This is a genomic window from Pyrococcus yayanosii CH1, assembly GCF_000215995.1.
Taxonomy (GTDB): Archaea; Methanobacteriota_B; Thermococci; order Thermococcales; family Thermococcaceae; genus Pyrococcus; species Pyrococcus yayanosii.
Window position 1 is genome coordinate 1256763 of the sequence record NC_015680.1, and the last position, 16374, is coordinate 1273136.

Below are 16374 nucleotides of genomic sequence, written 5' to 3' on the forward strand. Positions count from 1 at the left end.
GAGGTAAACCGCATGAGAAAAGTAGCAACCCTACTGTTTGTGCTCCTGCTACTCCGGCCCCTTGTTGCCGCGGGGGGTTTCTACGAGGACGAGTACATAGTGAAGGCTAAGGTTGGAGCAGATGGCTCAGCCAACTTGACAGTAATAACTTTCTGGTTCGGCTCTGAAGAGCAGATAGCTAAGACATATGATGAGATCCTCGGCAAGGCCAACGGAAGCATCGAGCGGGCCATGAAGCTTTATGGAGAGACCCAAAAGGCCGCAATAATGCGGTGGTTCTACCAGCTGGGAATCCATTTGAAGAACGTCACAGTAAACGTCACCAGCTTCACCCCCAAGAACATGACGGTCATCGTGAACGGGTTCGCTGAAGACTTTGCCAGATACTTCTCTTATAGTGACTACTGGGAGCTAATGGTGGACCCCACAAGGGGATATGGGGCGCTAACGGGCGACATCAAGATCCCTTACACCCACAAATGCCGGGTCACCTTCATTATAGAGCTTCCAAAGGATGCCCAAGTGCTCGAATATCCCCAGGAGTATTCGGCCAAGTTCAATGGGAGCACCTTTTCGGTGGAAGGTAGGGTTGATGGCAATACGGTTATTGTAACCTCCGAGATTTTCGTGAAGGAGGGACTCACGGGGGAGGGTCTAGAAAGGCTCTTCGGGAACTATACCGGCTATTTCGTAAGGTACCGCACCTCTGAGAGAGGCGTTGAGAAGTATCTCACCTACACCCTCAGCAGACACGTCAGAATAGACGTTCTCCCCGATGGAAGGGAGAACGTCACGATAAAGACCAGCTACATAGCCCCGCAGGAATATGTGAACTCAATGAAGCTACAAATACTGATGAGAGGTGTCGCCAACGTAACGGATTCCATAGTAAAAACGGGAACAGATGCTTTGATAAAGCAGGGAGTAACCGTCTATGAGGCACGGGCTCGGATATTAGGCCTCGATTCTGAGGGTCCTCTCGTCATAGAGGAGAACTACATAACAAAAGGCTTCGTCAAGGAGAAGAACGGAGAGTATGTCTTTGAGGTTGATCCCACCTTCGGCTTAGAGAGTTCTGCCTTCGTTAGGGTAGGAAATGAGATAAATCAGACGGTAACCATCGAGATAAACTTACCAGAGGGCGCGGAAATTCTTGAGGTTCCGAAGCCCATCAGCAGGGAGCTCAAGGGAAACTTCGTCAAGATGACGGTCGACAAAGAAGGGAACAAGATCCTCATATCCCTCAGCCTCCATGTCCGCTATGGAACCCCAAGGGAGGACATCGAGAAGATGATGGAGAATCTAACCAAGGAATACATCAAGTTCAAGCTGCCGACAGAGACGAAGACTGAGGAGACGGAAGGAGGCATCTGTGGGCCTGTGTTTTTCGTAGGCCTAGCTTTAATTCCCGTTCTGCTCTACAGGTCGAGGAGATAACTCTCTCCCCTCTTTTTCAGCGTTTCCGTTATTCTCTCCATTAGGTCGGCCATTATGATCCCTATAGTTCTCTCCAGCTCCACGTTCTCCACGACAGGGATGTTATGCTCCCTGGCCTTCCTGATTAAGTAATCCTGTATTTCCATTATCTCGTCAAGGTGGGAGACGTAGTATTCAGCTGACCTCCGACTGTAGCGGGTCCTCTCGTAGAACCTCGCCTCAAGCTCCTCCCTGCTCCCTGCCACTATCATGTAGGTGAAGGTCATGTCGTGCTCCATGTTCACGAAACCTGGCACGACGTGGATTCCCTCTATTATTGCGTTAAGCCCTTCATTCCTGGCCCTCTCGATGATGGCATTTATTCCTACGGAAACGGCGCTTACTTGGGCTTCGAAGCCATATATTACCGGAGAAATTCCCTCCGGAACCATTTTAACTTCTCTCCACGCCAAAAATGTGGATGTGTGAATCGCCGGAAGGAGCTCAGGAGTTATGACCTTTCTAAGGACCTCCCTTATGGAGTCTGTTCCTATAACGCTCCTTATACCGAGGCGGAAGGCAAGCTCTGTAGCTATCGTCGATTTGCCGACGCCCGTAGGCCCCCCGAGAAGGATTATTATCGGTATCTTCATCTTCCTAAACTTCCTCCAGAAGAGGTAGCGCCTTGCCTCCCTCTTGAACCCTTTCTCAAGGAGCTTCCTATAAGTAAGCTCCCTAATCTCGTCCTTCGTGACGATTGTTTTTCCTTTACCCTCAAGCTCCCTCTGGACCTCAATGGCTATGGAGTAGGCTATATCAACGTCGACGCCAGCGGAGGTTATTGATCTCGTTAGGATGCCACGTGAGAAGGGTAGCGAGATCTTGCCCCTTTCGTCAACTACTCTGATCATCCCACAACCCTCCGTGCAAGCTCCCTTACAGCCCCAGCAAGATCCTTGCCGTCCATGTTCACAGGTTCGTTATCAAGGAACACAACCTTCTTTCCAGCCCTCAAGACCTCCCTTACGACGACGTCAACGGCCGCCGCCTTAAGCTCAACTATTACGGTCTCATACTGTGGGAAATCCATCATCTCCTTCCTCAGCTGGGCCCTGTTGGCGAGGCTTCCGCTCCATCCGACGATCTCTATTCCTCGCTCCCCCAACTCTTTGGCGACTCTCTCCGCGGCCCTTGGAGACGTTGTGATGACGACCGCCCTCCCCTCCACTTTGCCGATGAGTCTGGGAGTGAAGCGGGTAAGATGAACGTCCGCTTGCGGGTTTATACGACCAATGACCCCCTTGAGCTCCTCCAACTTCTCCTTGGGAACAGCATCGGCTATCGTGATAACGACAAGGTCAGCAAGACTTATTCTGAAGGGACCAAAGTAGCTCTTCACACTCTCGACGCCCTGAAGGGCGCTCACGACGACGATAAAAGCGTCGGCCATGACGTTTGGAAACGTCCCCCCCGATCCCTCAAGGATTATAAGCTGGGGATTTAGGGTTTTAGCTACTCTTATTCCCTCCTCAACGATGTCAAGGAAGGAGAAGCCGGCCAGTCCTCCACCGCACCTCCTGCATCCAACGGTCGGGACGCCGGCCATAAGAGCGTCCTCGAAGTGATCAGAGGCCGCATGCCTCCCTTTTTCAGCCACTTCAAGCAAGAACTCGGGTGTTATTTTCATCTCGTCCCCCCTTATAAGTTCTGGCTTTTCGGGGCCACCGCGCCCCATAGTGACAACGACTACCCTATAGAGCTCCTTCAGTGTCCTCGCGATAAAACCGCTCACGGCCGTCTTCCCAACCCTCTTACCTGTTCCTATTACAGCTAGGGAGGGAATGTCAAGCCTCTTCCATTCCTTGGGCCTGAACTCGAAGTCAGCCCCCTTATAAACAACGCCCATCCGGAGAAGAAGCGAGGCTATTCTGAATCTATCCTCGGGTGTTAGGACGGGGTCGTCGCTAAGGTCTATCACCTCGGTCACGCCGTTCTCCCTGACCGCCCTTTCTATGGCCCGCAGATAATCCCTATCGTGATAAACAGGAATACCCAAGACCCTCTCAATATCCTCTATGCCCCCTATCTTTTCCATACCACCAACGAAGACGGCACAGCAAGCCCCCACTTTCTCGAGGGCCCAGCGGATGACGTCAGGATAGTGCTCCCCGTCTATGAGCACGAGCCTCATGCCAATCCCCCAAAATAATCACCGCTGGGTATTATAACCTTTCCGAGACTTAATGCTGATCATCGAAAGCATTTAACGAGGCCAGCGGAAGCGTCATGGCCGTCAGAAGGGTTAGTGATTTGGGCAAGCGAGCAACAAAGGGTTGCCGGGAAGATGAAGCAGTGAAGGAAGGAGCTCGGCGCTCCGAAGAAATAGTTCTGGCCCGGGAACCCCTGAGGAGCCCTATGAGGAACGTCTTCCAAGCGAGGATTGTTGGAATGGAAGAGCCTGATAACCCGCTCCTCCCTTATAGAACCTGGCTTGAAGGAAGGGGGGAGGTGTAGGTTAGTTTTAAAGCGAGTGCCCTGCACGTCTTCTAATAGCTTGGGCAATGGCGACCGCGACGGCAGCTTTTACGATGTCAAGGAGGATGAATGGAACCACGCCGACGGCAAAGGCCTTTCCGAAATCTCCGAAAAAGAGGCCCAGCCTCAGCCAGCCGAGAAGGTATATGACGGCGAGCCCGATGATGGTCCCAAGAAACCTCCATGGTAGGCTTTTCTCATAGAAGATACCTGCTATAAGGGCCGCGACTGGAAAGGCTAGGATGTAGCCGCCCGTTGGCCCGAGGACATGGGAGATGCCACCCGAGAAGTTCGCGAAAACGGGGAGCCCCAAGGCACCCATGAAAACGTAGAGGGAAATCGCAAGGAAGCCTAGCTTGAGCGAGGAGGAGTCCGAAGAGAAGAACAGAGAACTTGAGCACCGACCGCAGTTAATGCTGCGAACAGTGATGCTAAGGTTATATGGATTGATTTAAGGTTCATACAGGCCCTCTTGCCCTATTAGATAATTAGCTAAAGTTTTTACTCATCCCGAATTCGACAGTAAAGCTTTTATTTCTTTCTTAGTAAATTAATAAAGCCAGATTGGTGATATAGATGAGGTTGAAACTCTCCCTACTGAGTAAAAACGGGAGAGTCAAACAGGTTAATAAACATGCCGTTCAAGGGTTCATATACAACATGCTAAAGGGTTCCCCCTATGAAAAGAGGCATGACGAGCCAAAATTCAAATTTTTCACGTTTTCAGACTTCTTCGTGGATTCAAAGGGGAGGCTCTCTCTACTGATATCCTCACCAGACAAGGAATTCATCAACACTCTCCACGAGAGCATCAGGGCCAGAGATTGGATACACATTGGCCAGTACGAGTTCGAGGTTCTGGATGTCAAGAAGTTCTCTCTCAAGCTTAGAAACAGGTTTCAAACCGGCTCCCCCATAGTCCTTTACAAGGACAAGGATAGAGGAGAGTACTTTAAGCTACATTACCACCGAGACTTGGGCTTTTTCTTATGGAGATTAAAGGAGAACGCCATAAAAAAGTATGAGGCCTTCTATGGCGAACCATTTGTATTTGAAGGGCCAATCTTCGACAGGCTAATACCAAAAGTCAGGCGAAACGGTAAGTTGGATGTCTATGTAAAGGTGGTCAAGAATGGGACATCCTTTGTCGTTATAGGTTCCAACTGGGAGCTTCTTGAAAAAGAGAGAATAAAGGCAGAAGAACGGAAGTTTTACAGGTTCATAATGGATGCCGGCCTGGGGGAGAAGAACAGCCTTGGTTTTGGGTTCATTAATCCCATCAGGAGGTGATTTATTGAGGCTCGATGACCTTGTAACATTGGGTGGTCTGCTCCACGACATTGGAAAGCCCGTGCAGAGGGCAAATATGTATTCAGGAGACCACTCCAAGCAGGGGGCGGAGTTTCTCAGAGATCTGGCAAAGAACACCGGAAGGAAAGAATTCGAGCTCCTGTCACTCTTCTCGGAATTCCATCACAGGGACAAGATGAACGAGGCCACCATAAGGGCCAGAATAGAGAAGCTGAATCCCCGGCGATTTGGCCTCGGTGTAGAGGACATACTCAACGCCCTGTGGATAGTATACGAAGCGGATAACCTCTCTTCAGCGGAGAGGGAAGAAGGGACGCCACAACCATCGAGGCCCCTATACTCGGTATTCAACAGGGAAAAAGCATATTTATGGAAGGAACTGGACTTTGGAAACGAGCTTCCAGTCCCCAGAGATGTTCCTTCCATAAAGGGCAGTACATACTCCGATCTCGTAAAGAAGTTATGGGCCGAGCTTTCCCGGACCCCTCTAAAGGTGGACATGCTCCTCCCAGTTCTGGAAAGGCACCTGACCTTTGTCAGCTCCGTTACGAGCGAGGGGAACGTTATTTCCCTCTACGACCACATGAGGATGACCTCGGCCATAGCGCTGGCCATGTTCAGGGCCGGGTGCGGAGCAGAGGACGTGAAGGCTGGGGTGTGCAGAAGGGAGAAGCGCTTCCTCCTCATTGAGGGGGACTTCTCGGGCATACAAGACTTCATATACGGCGTAACAGGTAAGGGCACCCTCAAGTACCTCCGCGCGAGGAGCGCTTACCTTGAACTAATAGGCTGGGATGTCGTCCTTGAAATACTCTCAAGACTCGGCCTCACGAGGGCCAACGTCATCTTCAACGCCGGCGGCCACTTCCTTATCATAGCCCAGAACACGCCTGAGGCTGTTGAAGAGCTCGAGAAAATCAGAAAAAGTGTCGCCGAATGGCTCTGGGAGGAGTTTGAGGGCAGGCTGTACCTAGCCATTGAGTGGGAGCCTATAACAGGAGAGGAACTCGGCAGGAAAAAGGGGGAAAACCTCTTTGCGGAGGCCAGAAAAAGGCTGAAGAAAAAGCTCACGCTCAGAAAGCTGAGGCGCTTTGGAGAATTGGACGAAGTCTTTGAGGCCAGAAAATCCGGAAAACTTGAAGAGTGTGCCGTCTGCAGAAGAGAAGTTTCCCCTGAAGAGCTGGAGCGGTTCAAACTAAGCGAAGACCCCGAAGTTAAAGTCTGTAGAACGTGCAAGGAGCTTGCGGAGCTTGGCGAAAAACTGCCAAAAATCAGGGGCTTCGTTCTTGATAGGGTCGCCCGCGAGGAAGAGGCGATCACCCACGGCCCCTTCAGGCACTTCATACCCTACTACGGTGGCACCGCGAGGGGGGAGTTCCTCCTTCTCAAGAACACCCTGAAACCGCCGGAAGAACTGCCCGATGACATAATATTCGTCCCTTACTTCGTGGCGGACTACTACAAGCCCGGAAAGATCGGCGTTGCTACTTTTGAGGAGCTGGCTAAAGCCTCAATAGGAACAAAAAGGCTCGGTGTTTTAAAGGGCGACGTTGATAAGCTCGGGGAGTTCTTTGGGAAGATGGACAGCCCCTCAAAGCTCGCGACGGCCTCACGCTTCGTGGACTACTTCTTCAAGGGATACCTGAAGCTGATAATCGAAGGAAAGACCGGCTATGCCATCGACATCAGCAGGTTGCCTTCCCTCAGGGACTGGCCGGAAAAACCTGACATCGTCGTTGTTTACGCCGGCGGGGACGACTTCTTCATCGTCGGGGCATGGGATCAGGTCTTTGAGCTTGCCTTCAGGATCAGGGAGACATTCATGGCGTACACCGGCGATGGCCTTACCCTTTCCGTTGGACTCGGCTACTTCAACCCCAAGACCCCGATATATCGCATGGCCGAAACCGTCAGCGAGAGGCTTGAAGTGGCGAAGGAGGAGGGGAGAAACAGGGTCTTCGTGATCGACAGAAACCGTCCTGACAAAAGGCACAGGCTCTCCTATGGCTGGGAGCAGTACATGGAGCTATGGAAGGAGTACGCCAAAAGGATTTACGCCGGAAACGGAAGGCTGAAAAAGCCATTCGACTCAAAGAAAGGCCTGCTGATGACCCTTCTCCAGCTCAGGGATCTCTACGTGAGGAACCCAAACGACGTCCGCTGGGCGTATCTCATCGCTTATCTACTTGGCAGGCACGACATTTCGGATTATTTCCCCAAGCTCGTCGGGATAAGCGCTGAGGCCGTTGAAAAAGGTGAGCCCCAGCCAGTTTACTGGGTTGATGGCGTTCTGAAGGTTATACTCATGGCGGTTAGGAGGTGAAGGATGTGGGTTACGGGAGAAATTATGGATATAGGGAACAGAGCAGGAACTACCGGGGAAGCGGAAGCTTTTCCCGAGTTGATGCGTCTTCACTCTTTGGTGGAGCTCCCGATGTTATAGGAATAAAAAAAGCTCTCGAAGCCAAGCAACTTGATAGAAACGATATACAGCCGTATTTCACTGGGGTTGTCAACGACGCAAAGAACTTTATACAATGGAGCCCGGACAAAAGGCTCGCAAATGCCGTGACGGTTGCGGCCTACCTCGTTGCCCAGGGATTGAAGACCAACCAGGTCAGGAAGACCCTTGAGATGGCGAGAACCACCGAACTGAAGGTAAAGAGGGGGGACTTGGACATAAAGAACGACATCGTTAAAATGCGCTATCTCCTTGCCTACACCGTTGGAAAGGCGACCGGACGATCTAAGGATCCTCTTGAGGCGTTCCACAGTGTTCTGGACCCAATGCTCGAGGTTCTCATGGAGAACCCGACTAGGGAGGGGTTTGAGAAGTTTTATGACTTCCTTCAGGCCGTTGTTGCATATCACAGGTTTTTCGGGGGTAGAGAGTGATGGACAGACGGTTTTATGGAAAGCTCGTCCTCCGGGGTAAGATTAGGGCGGTGACTGGCCTCCACATAGGAGCCCAACGAGAAATTTCTGAGATTGGAGGAATAGACAACCCGGTCATAAAGGATCCCCACACGGGACTGCCTTACATTCCGGGCTCTTCCCTCAAAGGTCGCCTCAGGGCGCTCTTTGAGGTGCTTGTAAATTCCCAGCTCAATAACCTGAAGGCAAAGTACCCTTCCCTTTCGAATTACTCCCCCGGAAGCTGTAGGCCCCAAAACCAAGAAAACTGCGGAAAGTTCTTCAACAAGAGGATTAACAGGGGATGGATACACGTCTGCCCGGACTACAACACCGCCCTTAACTGTCCAGTCTGCAGGCTCTTCGGAGCGAGCGGAAACGATAGCAACTTCCCGTCGAGGGTCATAGTCAGGGATGCGTTCCTGACTAAAGAATGGCAGGATAAATGGAGGGCAGGTGAACCTTTAACGGAAGCCAAGATTGAGGTTGGAATAGACCGTGTTACCTCACAAGCCAACCCGAGGACAAATGAGCGCGTCGTCGCTGGAGCCGAGTTCGAGTTTGAAATAATCTACAACGTCGAAGACCTTAATCAGTGGAAGGACGACGTTAAGAACCTCCTCACCGCGATGGCGCTCCTTGAGGACAGCTACCTCGGCGGTTCTGGCTCAAGGGGCTACGGAAAGGTGAGGTTCATCTTTGAAGGGTTTGAGTTCAGGAGTGCCGAATACTACAAAACCGGCGACAAAAACCACGTAATCTCTATAAAAGCAGAGAACAAATCCCCCGGAGAGATACTGGGTGAGTTCGACGGCCTCTTCTCGGAGGTGGAGAGCAAGCTGGGGGCCCGGTGATGGAGTTCAGGGCAATCCTGCTGAGACCAAAGGGGCCGTTGACTGAGATTCCAAAGGCAGACACGCTGTTCGGAGCGATTGCCAGCGCGGTGGCCGTGCTCTATGACAACAAGGCCGTCGAGAAGCTCGTTGATGCCTTCAAAGGGGGGGCAAGGATAAGCTCGGCCTTTCCCTATTTCAACGATACATTCTACCTCCCAAAGCCCCTCAGCGTTGAACTGGTGGACTTTGGAAAAGAATACGGGGAGGCCAAGAGGATAAGACGAGCCAAATATTTAGACGTGAGAAACTTCGAAAGGGCCCTTCGCCTGGAACCATTTGAGGCCCCTGAGATGAACGTCTACGAAAAGGTGAGCATCCCGAGAGTGGTTCTCGACAGGGTGACGAACGATTCCGCCCTCTACTTCTGGGACGAGGTAAGGTTCAGAGAGGGTGCAGGGCTCTACTTCCTCTACTCCGGGCCGGACGATGTTTTCAGGGACTACATAGAGCCGGCGGTACGGCTTTTGGGGGATACCGGCATCGGCGGGAAGTCAACCTGGGGCTTCGGCCTCTTTGAGCCAGAGTTTTCCAAGCTTAAAATAGACGCTCCTGACAGTGAGTACGAAGTTACGCTTTCCAACGCCCTGCCAACAAAAAAACCGGTTCTCTGGAGGATTTTTAGAAAAGGCGGCTGGAGCTTTGAAAGGAGAAAGCCAAAGATGACGTTCATCGAGGAGGGCTCGGTAGTTAAAAACGACCCCGGCAGGTTCGAAGAGCTTGACCTTGGTTTGTCATTTAGGGTTCACATCTACGGTCTGACATTTCCCGTCCCCACACTTCTCCCCGACATGGAGGGTCTGAAATGATGCTCAGGGTTCTATCTCCCCTGCACATAGGCAACGGTAACCAGCTCACGCCGGTTGACATATATCCCGAGCAGGATAGAGTTTACGTCCTCGATATAGATAAACTCATCGACGACCTCCAGAACCTTGGCATTAGCCTCGAAGAAATCCTGCACTTACTTAAGAATCCGCCGGGCGACCGTTACGTCTGGAAGGGCTACATAGATGAACTAAACCTAAACCCAAAGGACTACGCCCGCTACACCCTTAGAACTCACGGAACCCCCGGAAAGGAGAGCATGCAGATAAGGGAGTTCATAAAGCTGAACGAAAGGCCTTACGTCCCGGGTTCGAGCGTTAAGGGCGCCCTGAGGACTGCGGTGCTCTACAAGGTTCTGAAGGAGTGTGGAGACTCGGCAACCGCGATGAACCTTGTTTCCAGATTTGATAGAAAGCTCGCGGAAAAAATAGGATGGAGCAATCACGTGGTTGAGTTCTACGTCGAGTATCTCTTAAATGAGCTACAAAAAGAAGAGGCCGCAAAACAGAGGGGGAAGAGGTACAACTTTGATAGGAAGCGCGCCGACGACCTCCTTGAGGCCATAGTCTTCGGCATGGAACCGGACAGGCGCTCCGGCGTGAGGTATGAGCCAAAGAGGGACCCCCTTAGGGCGCTCATCGTTCGGGACAGTCAGCCAGTAGGAAGGAGGCACCTCGCGGTTTACCGCGTTGACGTCATCGGAAATCCCCAGCCAATACCAATCTGGGTGGAGGCCCTTGAGCCGGGAACCGCCACCGAAATAGAGATGAAAATTGAGGCCAAGGTTCTGAGGCTGAACTCCGGGCATTTCAACGGCCTCCTGTGGGAGTGCCTTGAGAACTACGGAAAGCCGTGGGAGGTCTTCGAGGACTTCCTCTGGAAAGCCGTGAATGAGTTCTACGATGAGGTCATTAAAACCGAGCTTACGGAGCTCAGCAGGTTCGGAAAATATGAAACAAATGTCAAGTCCTTTTACTCCTCGCTCAAAAGCCATGACGGCCACCTCCTAAGGCTGGGATGGGGCAGTGGCTGGCTGGCAACAACGGTGGGCATTCTGTTGAGGAAAGAGGGGAAATGGGAGGGCGTTAGGAGAAAACTCGGCCTCGGCAGGAACCCGCAGAGCGGGAAGCTTTCAAGCTATTTCCCCAAGACGAGACGTCTCGCTGATGGACTGCCTATGGGATGGGTGGTGCTCCAATGAAACTGCTCGTGGTTTCCTGGGGTGACTTTGAGAGGTGGAAAGAAACCAAGTACCGCTTCGGGGAGGAAACATCGGTCGGCCCCTCAACGCTTCCGATCCTGCAGAAGGCCATAAAACCGGACTGGACGGTTATAATTCTCTCAGACACCCTCGGGAAGGATTTCTCATCCCTTGAAGCTCTCCGGGAGGACGTGAGGAGCAGGGTAATGGACTTCCTTGACAGGATTGAGGCAGGAAGGGAGGTGGACCTAATAATAGCGCCGGGAATAGGCCAATTTGTCCATGGAACATTCAGGGGAAATGCTATGGACGCCTACTACTACCTCCTCCACAGCCTCGCCCAGATAGTCCCCCCAAACGAGAACCTTGAGGTTCACTTTGACTCGACGCACGGGCTGAATTACATAACGCTTCTCACTTACAGGGTGCTTAAAGACCTGCTCGGAATTGCGGCAATAACTAATGAGGTGAAGTTTACAGCCTACAATTCTGATCCATACGTTCCAGGGATTACAAGGGAGCTGACGATAAACGTTATTGAGAAGACACACATCTCTCCAGAGCCCCTATCTGAACCGTTGCCAGGGGATAAGCATTATCTAAAACCTTACAGCATGTCCTGGAAGGAATTTGTGAAGCTCAAAACCAGCCTTAACTCGCTGAAGCAGATTAAAGCATCCAAAAAAAGTCTGGACGCATGGATTGGATCCCTGTTCTTCGGAATGCCCCTCCTTTTCGCTGAGACATTCCCCGATGAGTCTGAGATTGAGGGAATAATAGGGGAGCTCCTCGAAACCTGGGAGTCATGGATAGAGATAGACGGGAACTCGGTTACCAGGAAGCTATCATATGATGCAGGTTTCGGTGTGCTAATGAAGCTACTCTTTGAGGTGAAGGTCACGAAAAGCGCAAAAATAGATGTCCCCTGTTCCATAGCCAAACTTTACACCATCTCAAAGAAGCTGTTCTGGGGGAGTACATTAGAGAGGGTAAACGTTGAGCTGGGCAAAATTGAGGACATGGCCATAAAATATGCCACGGCGGGAACATTTCCAGGGTGGATGTCCTTGAAGGACTTCCTCGGATTCTCTGAGGCAAACGTCCAGATTAAACCGCGCAATGTATTGGCTCATGCAGGACTTGAAGCCAATTCCGTAGAGGTGTGCATGAAAGAATGGGATAAGAAAGACATCAAAAAGACCGCCAAGGAACACACGTTTTTGAGGTATTCTAACGAAATCCTGCCGAGAATAAGAGAGATAGTCAGCAGTTCTCTGGGTGGTTAAGGTGCTCGACGCCTATCTCAGGAATGGGGAACTCTTCTTGAAGGAGGAGGGCGTTGATGAGATAACCGAGGAGACGATACGGAAGACCTACCTCTGGCCGGTAGATGAGATGGCGTGCGGGGTGGGCGTGGGCTCAGAAGGGGAGGCAATAGCGATCCTGAGAAAGTTCGGCTTCGAACTGTCCGGAAAGACCAGGGAGCTTTTGCCCTCCTTGATACCTGACAAAAAGGGAACCTGCTCCATCTGCGGGAAGGAAACCAGGGTCGTCCTCAACAAGGCATTCATATTCCCCTTTGAGAGGAAAGTTGACTCGATAGTCAACGAGGGCAACAGGCTGACCTTCTGTATGGAGCACGCCTTTAAGCTGTACTCCGCAATGGCCTACCTATACGTCGTCCCGATGAAAGATGGGACCCTGAAGTTCTTCTTCGACGGGCCGGAGCGGGAGCTCAGGAGGTTCAAGAACACCTTCAAGAGGAGCTTCTGGCTCGAGAGATTCTCGGTGGAGGTGAAAGAAAAGAACGGGAAGAAGAGCTACTCCCTCCGGGTCAACCTTACCCTGAGCAGGTACCATCCGAACGAGGCCTTCTTCGCGGTTCTCCACGAGTTCGTGAAGCACCTGAGGAACAGGGGAATGTTCCGGGATGCCCTAGAGTCTGGAAGAACTGTCAGGGCGTACCTAATTTACGGGTCGGGCCAGTTCTACAGGGAGAGAATCATAGAGGGGACAACGCTCGAAAGGCTCATGGACTTTCTGAAGAGAGTTCAAGAACATGGAAAAGAAACCCGGTGGGGCAGGAGGCACCTTGGGCAGAGGGACTCGGCGGTTTACCTTTTCTACGAGAACCTGGAAATCCCGAGGAACAAAAAAGATCGCTCGAAGAACTTCCTTGAAAGGGAGGAGTTCATAGGGAAACTTCTCGGCGGGAGATTCGATTTCGTTCTTTTGAACCGCATATTTATGGAGCGTGTAAAGGCGAAACTTCCTTTACCGTTTTACTACCACGCCTGGGCGCTCAGCTTTTTGGAGGTATTCGGGGGTGATGTTATGGACGTTGAGACCTTCAAGGGGATAAACGGCCTTGGCTATGCCCTTGGGAAGGCCATGAAGGGGACGAACCTTGAGCGCTACCAGTGGGAGCTCTTCCGGGCGAGGGGCTTTGAGGAGTTCCTGAACAAGCTGGTCGAGCTGCAGGCAAAGCTTGAGATAAGCCTCGACCTGAGGCCAATTTACGAGAACAAGAGAGAGTGGAAGGTCGTTAAGGCCGTTCTCCTGAACGGCATGCTGAACGCGCTCTACGAAAAAGAGAAGGGGGTGTCCGAATGAGGGCCATCGAGGTGGTTACCCTCACCAAGGTCGAGGGTGCAAACCTGAACTCGAACGGGACGGAGGGGGTTATAGCCGTCCTCAAAAAGGTACGCGACCCGGTTGACGGGAGGGAATACGTCAGGGTCTCTGGCCAAAGCGTCAAGTACCACCTGAGGCAGCTCCTGAAGGAGCTCGGCTGGGAGCTGAGCCAGGTCGTTCCTAAGAGTGAAAGGGGCCAGAAGGTCATCGTATCGCTCGGTGAGCCCCATAAATACATAGATGACGACCTATTCGGCTACATGATAGCCAAGAAAGTCGACGGAAAGAACGCCACCCTTAGGAGGACGGCCGTTGTAAGGACGAACGGCATGATATCCCTCTTCCCGTATCAGGAGGACAGGGACTTTGGAGTCCGCTACGATCCATCTGGAGACAACCACAACATCTACGAGACCGAGATAACCACCAACGTCATGAGGGGCAATTTCTTCATCGAGCTTGACAGGCTCGGCGTCTTCAAGGAGGGCCTTGAAGTTCCAAAGCTCGACGGCCTTGAGGCCATAAAGGAAAAGGACGTCACCGGGAGGGAAGTTACATTCTACGTCCTACCGAAGGAGGAGCGAGAGAGGAGGCTGAGGGCAATCCTTGAGGCCATAATGAACTACCACGGCGGTGCAAAGCTCAGCAACTTCTTCACCAAGGTTTACCCGGAGGTCATGGTGGTGGCCCTGCTGAGGCGCAAGATACCCGTTATAGGGGACGCCCTTTCGGTTAAGCCGGGCTACGTTGATGGGAAGCTGATTCTCGACATTGATAGGCTGAAAGAGACCGTCGAGACCTTCAAGGACAATATCGAAAAGCTCTACATAGGCCTCTTCGAGAGCAGGTTCGCCAACGTCGAAGAGCTAAGGGAGGCTTTTAAGGACATGGAGAACGTCGAAGTCCTAAGCATGAAGGAGCTCAGAAAAAGGCTTAAAGAACTTAAACTCGGTGAGTGAGTTGCTGGGCCTCGTCATCGAGGCCAGACCCCTCCAGGCTCACTTCAGGATACCATACAACTCCCTTCTCCTCGACAGCTATCCGTTCCCGCCGAGGACGACCGCCATAGGACTTCTCGCTGGGGCCATGGGGCTATCCGAGGAAGGCTTCAAAAAGCTGCTCGGAGAACTCCGCTACGGCGTCATCATCGAAGACCCCGGGGCGAGGGTCGAGGAGACGGCGGCAATATTCAAAAACCCCGGCTCACCGCTATACCCAATAACCAAGGTGCTCTACCACAAGCCACACTACAGGCTCTTCTTCGCCGGGGACGAGAATATAATAGAACGGGCATACGAGGCACTCCTTGATCCGGTCTTCACCCCATACATGGGAGACAGCGAGAGCCTGTTCTACCCAGCAAAGAGGGAGTACGCCAGGATCGTCAGTGCCGAGGAGGGCAAAGAATCAACGCTGAGAAGCCTTATTCCGGGGGATGAGTACGCCAGGGGCGCGAGGTTCATGGTCCTCAGGAAAAACAACCTGACGCCGAGGGAGTACAGGATGCCGGTTAACTTTACTTACCGCGGAAAGGGAAGGAGGGCAGTTTACAGGCGGGTGGTAGCGTTCGCAGGGGGCTACGTGGAACTGGCTAACGAGGTGGACGTGCTACTATTCGATGGAGAACCCGTTTTTGTATTTTAATTTCTGCTTTTGATTTTTGGTCTCCCCCAGTTTTCCCGTTGGAGTACTATTTCGGGCTTTTTAAGAAATTTTATGCTCTTCAGCCAGTTTAGCGTTTCAGCCAAGATTCGAATTTCGGGTTGGTCTCGCTACCTAACCAGAAGTAAATAAGAAATGAGCGCACTCTGATGTGGAAAAAGAGACAGCATGGAGGAGATTAAACCCCTAAGAATAGACGAAAATCAATCAAACCCAGAAACACGGCATTATGACTTCATAAATCCAATGCAACTGGTTTCGACAGCTTATTTTTGCCCTTCAAGAATTGATTGGGTAGATAAGAACGACATCAGCTATCTAAACGCCCTAAAATTTTAGGGCCATCTTTATAAATGAAGTGCAGTGCTACCGGTTCCGAGAAAAAACTTTAAATACCAGCTCCGAGATACCATTACCTGAAGAACAAAGGGAACACGCCAAGGGTTTCCGTAGAACGGAATCGTGTGGAAAGAAAGTAGGTATTTTGGATGAAGGGAGGTGATTGCTGTGAAGTGTTTCCGTAGAACGGAATCGTGTGGAAAGTATCACTTTTTCAATGACTTTTCTCCCCCTATCATCCTGTTTCCGTAGAACGGAATCGTGTGGAAAGTCGTCGATCAACGTGAACGTCACAAACACAAGCTTGGACGTGTTTCCGTAGAACGGAATCGTGTGGAAAGTTACCACTCCCCCTAACACTACTTCAATCTCAAAGTTCTTTGTTTCCGTAGAACGGAATCGTGTGGAAAGAAATTCTTCCTGAATTCTCTATACGAACTAAATACAACTGTTTCCGTAGAACGGAATCGTGTGGAAAGCAAGGGGCGTGGAGGCGCTGTATCGAAAATTGCGCCCCGTTTCCGTAGAACGGAATCGTGTGGAAAGGTCTACATCGAGGCTCTACCAGAGCGGATTGCAGCCCCCCACACGGTCTTGTTTCCGTAGAACGGAATCGTGTGGAAAGACATGCTCACGATGAAA

The 16374-nt window shown here is 51.6% G+C and carries 15 protein-coding genes and 1 CRISPR repeat array (1 of these 16 cut by a window edge); of the genes, 12 read left to right on the forward strand and 3 right to left on the reverse strand.

What is annotated here, in order from left to right; genetic code table 11:
* The first annotated feature begins 12 nt into the window (after positions 1–12).
* On the forward strand, positions 13–1437 hold the full coding sequence (locus PYCH_RS07055; protein WP_013906164.1) for a CGP-CTERM sorting domain-containing protein: 1425 nt from the start codon (positions 13–15) through the stop codon (positions 1435–1437).
* Here PYCH_RS07055 and PYCH_RS07060 read toward each other — a convergent pair.
* The gene (locus tag PYCH_RS07060; protein WP_013906165.1) at positions 1419–2327 is read right to left on the reverse strand and encodes a 2-phosphoglycerate kinase; all 909 of its coding nucleotides are present in this window, start codon (positions 2325–2327) and stop codon (positions 1419–1421) included. The genes PYCH_RS07055 and PYCH_RS07060 overlap by 19 nt on opposite strands.
* A complete protein-coding gene (locus PYCH_RS07065) occupies positions 2324–3607 on the reverse strand; it encodes a 2,3-phosphoglycerate synthetase (protein WP_013906166.1) in 1284 nt (427 codons plus the stop codon). The genes PYCH_RS07060 and PYCH_RS07065 overlap by 4 nt, the downstream gene beginning before the upstream one ends.
* A 95-nt stretch (positions 3608–3702) precedes the next feature.
* On the opposite strand from PYCH_RS07065, the gene PYCH_RS07070 reads away from it, so the two are divergent.
* A complete protein-coding gene (locus PYCH_RS07070; RefSeq protein ID WP_013906167.1) occupies positions 3703–3930 on the forward strand; it encodes a hypothetical protein in 228 nt (75 codons plus the stop codon).
* 7 nt (positions 3931–3937) lie between these two features.
* Here the strand turns inward: PYCH_RS07070 and PYCH_RS07075 are convergent, their stop codons facing one another.
* Positions 3938–4264: a biotin transporter BioY gene (locus tag PYCH_RS07075; RefSeq protein ID WP_237698654.1), complete on the reverse strand. Its 327-nt coding sequence runs from the start codon at positions 4262–4264 to the stop codon at positions 3938–3940.
* 263 nt (positions 4265–4527) lie between these two features.
* On the opposite strand from PYCH_RS07075, the gene cas6 reads away from it, so the two are divergent.
* From cas6 to cas5, 10 genes are read left to right on the forward strand one after another with little or no spacing between them, the layout of a single operon-like run.
* Entirely contained in the window at positions 4528–5241 is a 714-nt protein-coding gene (gene cas6 / locus PYCH_RS07080) for a CRISPR-associated endoribonuclease Cas6 (protein WP_013906169.1), read from the forward strand.
* 4 nt (positions 5242–5245) lie between these two features.
* Entirely contained in the window at positions 5246–7585 is a 2340-nt protein-coding gene (gene cas10 / locus PYCH_RS07085; RefSeq protein WP_013906170.1) for a type III-A CRISPR-associated protein Cas10/Csm1, read from the forward strand.
* A gap of 5 nt (positions 7586–7590) precedes the next feature.
* Positions 7591–8157, forward strand: coding sequence for a type III-A CRISPR-associated protein Csm2 (gene csm2 / locus PYCH_RS07090; protein ID WP_013906171.1), 567 nt, complete (start codon positions 7591–7593; stop codon positions 8155–8157).
* Positions 8157–9029 carry a type III-A CRISPR-associated RAMP protein Csm3 gene (csm3, locus tag PYCH_RS07095; protein ID WP_013906172.1) on the forward strand — a complete coding sequence of 291 codons (873 nt, stop codon included), beginning with the start codon at positions 8157–8159 and terminating at the stop codon, positions 9027–9029. Before csm2 ends, csm3 begins: the two co-directional genes overlap by 1 nt.
* Positions 9029–9877 carry a type III-A CRISPR-associated RAMP protein Csm4 gene (csm4, locus tag PYCH_RS07100; protein WP_048058264.1) on the forward strand — a complete coding sequence of 283 codons (849 nt, stop codon included), beginning with the start codon at positions 9029–9031 and terminating at the stop codon, positions 9875–9877. The genes csm3 and csm4 overlap by 1 nt, the downstream gene beginning before the upstream one ends.
* Entirely contained in the window at positions 9874–11097 is a 1224-nt protein-coding gene (gene csm5, locus PYCH_RS07105; protein WP_013906174.1) for a type III-A CRISPR-associated RAMP protein Csm5, read from the forward strand. Before csm4 ends, csm5 begins: the two co-directional genes overlap by 4 nt.
* The gene (csx1, locus tag PYCH_RS07110; RefSeq protein ID WP_013906175.1) at positions 11094–12383 is read left to right on the forward strand and encodes a CRISPR-associated CARF protein Csx1; all 1290 of its coding nucleotides are present in this window, start codon (positions 11094–11096) and stop codon (positions 12381–12383) included. The genes csm5 and csx1 overlap by 4 nt, the downstream gene beginning before the upstream one ends.
* A gap of 1 nt (position 12384) precedes the next feature.
* The gene (locus PYCH_RS07115) at positions 12385–13710 is read left to right on the forward strand and encodes a hypothetical protein (protein WP_013906176.1); all 1326 of its coding nucleotides are present in this window, start codon (positions 12385–12387) and stop codon (positions 13708–13710) included.
* Positions 13707–14690 (forward strand): type I-B CRISPR-associated protein Cas7/Cst2/DevR, encoded by a 984-nt coding sequence (gene cas7i, locus PYCH_RS07120; RefSeq protein ID WP_013906177.1) that lies wholly within the window; start codon positions 13707–13709, stop codon positions 14688–14690. The genes PYCH_RS07115 and cas7i overlap by 4 nt, the downstream gene beginning before the upstream one ends.
* A gap of 1 nt (position 14691) precedes the next feature.
* Complete coding sequence (cas5, locus tag PYCH_RS07125) at positions 14692–15375, forward strand: CRISPR-associated protein Cas5 (protein WP_013906178.1); 684 nt, start codon at positions 14692–14694, stop codon at positions 15373–15375.
* Between the two features lie 461 nt (positions 15376–15836).
* A CRISPR array of direct repeats spans positions 15837–16374; the repeat unit is 29 nt; unit sequence GTTTCCGTAGAACGGAATCGTGTGGAAAG; it runs 321 nt beyond the window's last position.

What these genes read in the sequence shown, in the direction of transcription:
- PYCH_RS07055 (WP_013906164.1), top strand. Translation starts at nt 13, where the DNA reads ATGAGAAAAGTAGCAACCCTACTGTTTGTGCTCCTGCTACTCCGGCCC.
- PYCH_RS07060 (WP_013906165.1), bottom strand. Translation starts at nt 2,327, where the DNA reads ATGATCAGAGTAGTTGACGAAAGGGGCAAGATCTCGCTACCCTTCTCA.
- PYCH_RS07065 (WP_013906166.1), bottom strand. Translation starts at nt 3,607, where the DNA reads ATGAGGCTCGTGCTCATAGACGGGGAGCACTATCCTGACGTCATCCGC.
- PYCH_RS07070 (WP_013906167.1), top strand. Translation starts at nt 3,703, where the DNA reads ATGGCCGTCAGAAGGGTTAGTGATTTGGGCAAGCGAGCAACAAAGGGT.
- cas6 (WP_013906169.1), top strand. Translation starts at nt 4,528, where the DNA reads ATGAGGTTGAAACTCTCCCTACTGAGTAAAAACGGGAGAGTCAAACAG.
- csm3 (WP_013906172.1), top strand. Translation starts at nt 8,157, where the DNA reads ATGGACAGACGGTTTTATGGAAAGCTCGTCCTCCGGGGTAAGATTAGG.
- csm4 (WP_048058264.1), top strand. Translation starts at nt 9,029, where the DNA reads ATGGAGTTCAGGGCAATCCTGCTGAGACCAAAGGGGCCGTTGACTGAG.
- csm5 (WP_013906174.1), top strand. Translation starts at nt 9,874, where the DNA reads ATGATGCTCAGGGTTCTATCTCCCCTGCACATAGGCAACGGTAACCAG.
- csx1 (WP_013906175.1), top strand. Translation starts at nt 11,094, where the DNA reads ATGAAACTGCTCGTGGTTTCCTGGGGTGACTTTGAGAGGTGGAAAGAA.
- cas7i (WP_013906177.1), top strand. Translation starts at nt 13,707, where the DNA reads ATGAGGGCCATCGAGGTGGTTACCCTCACCAAGGTCGAGGGTGCAAAC.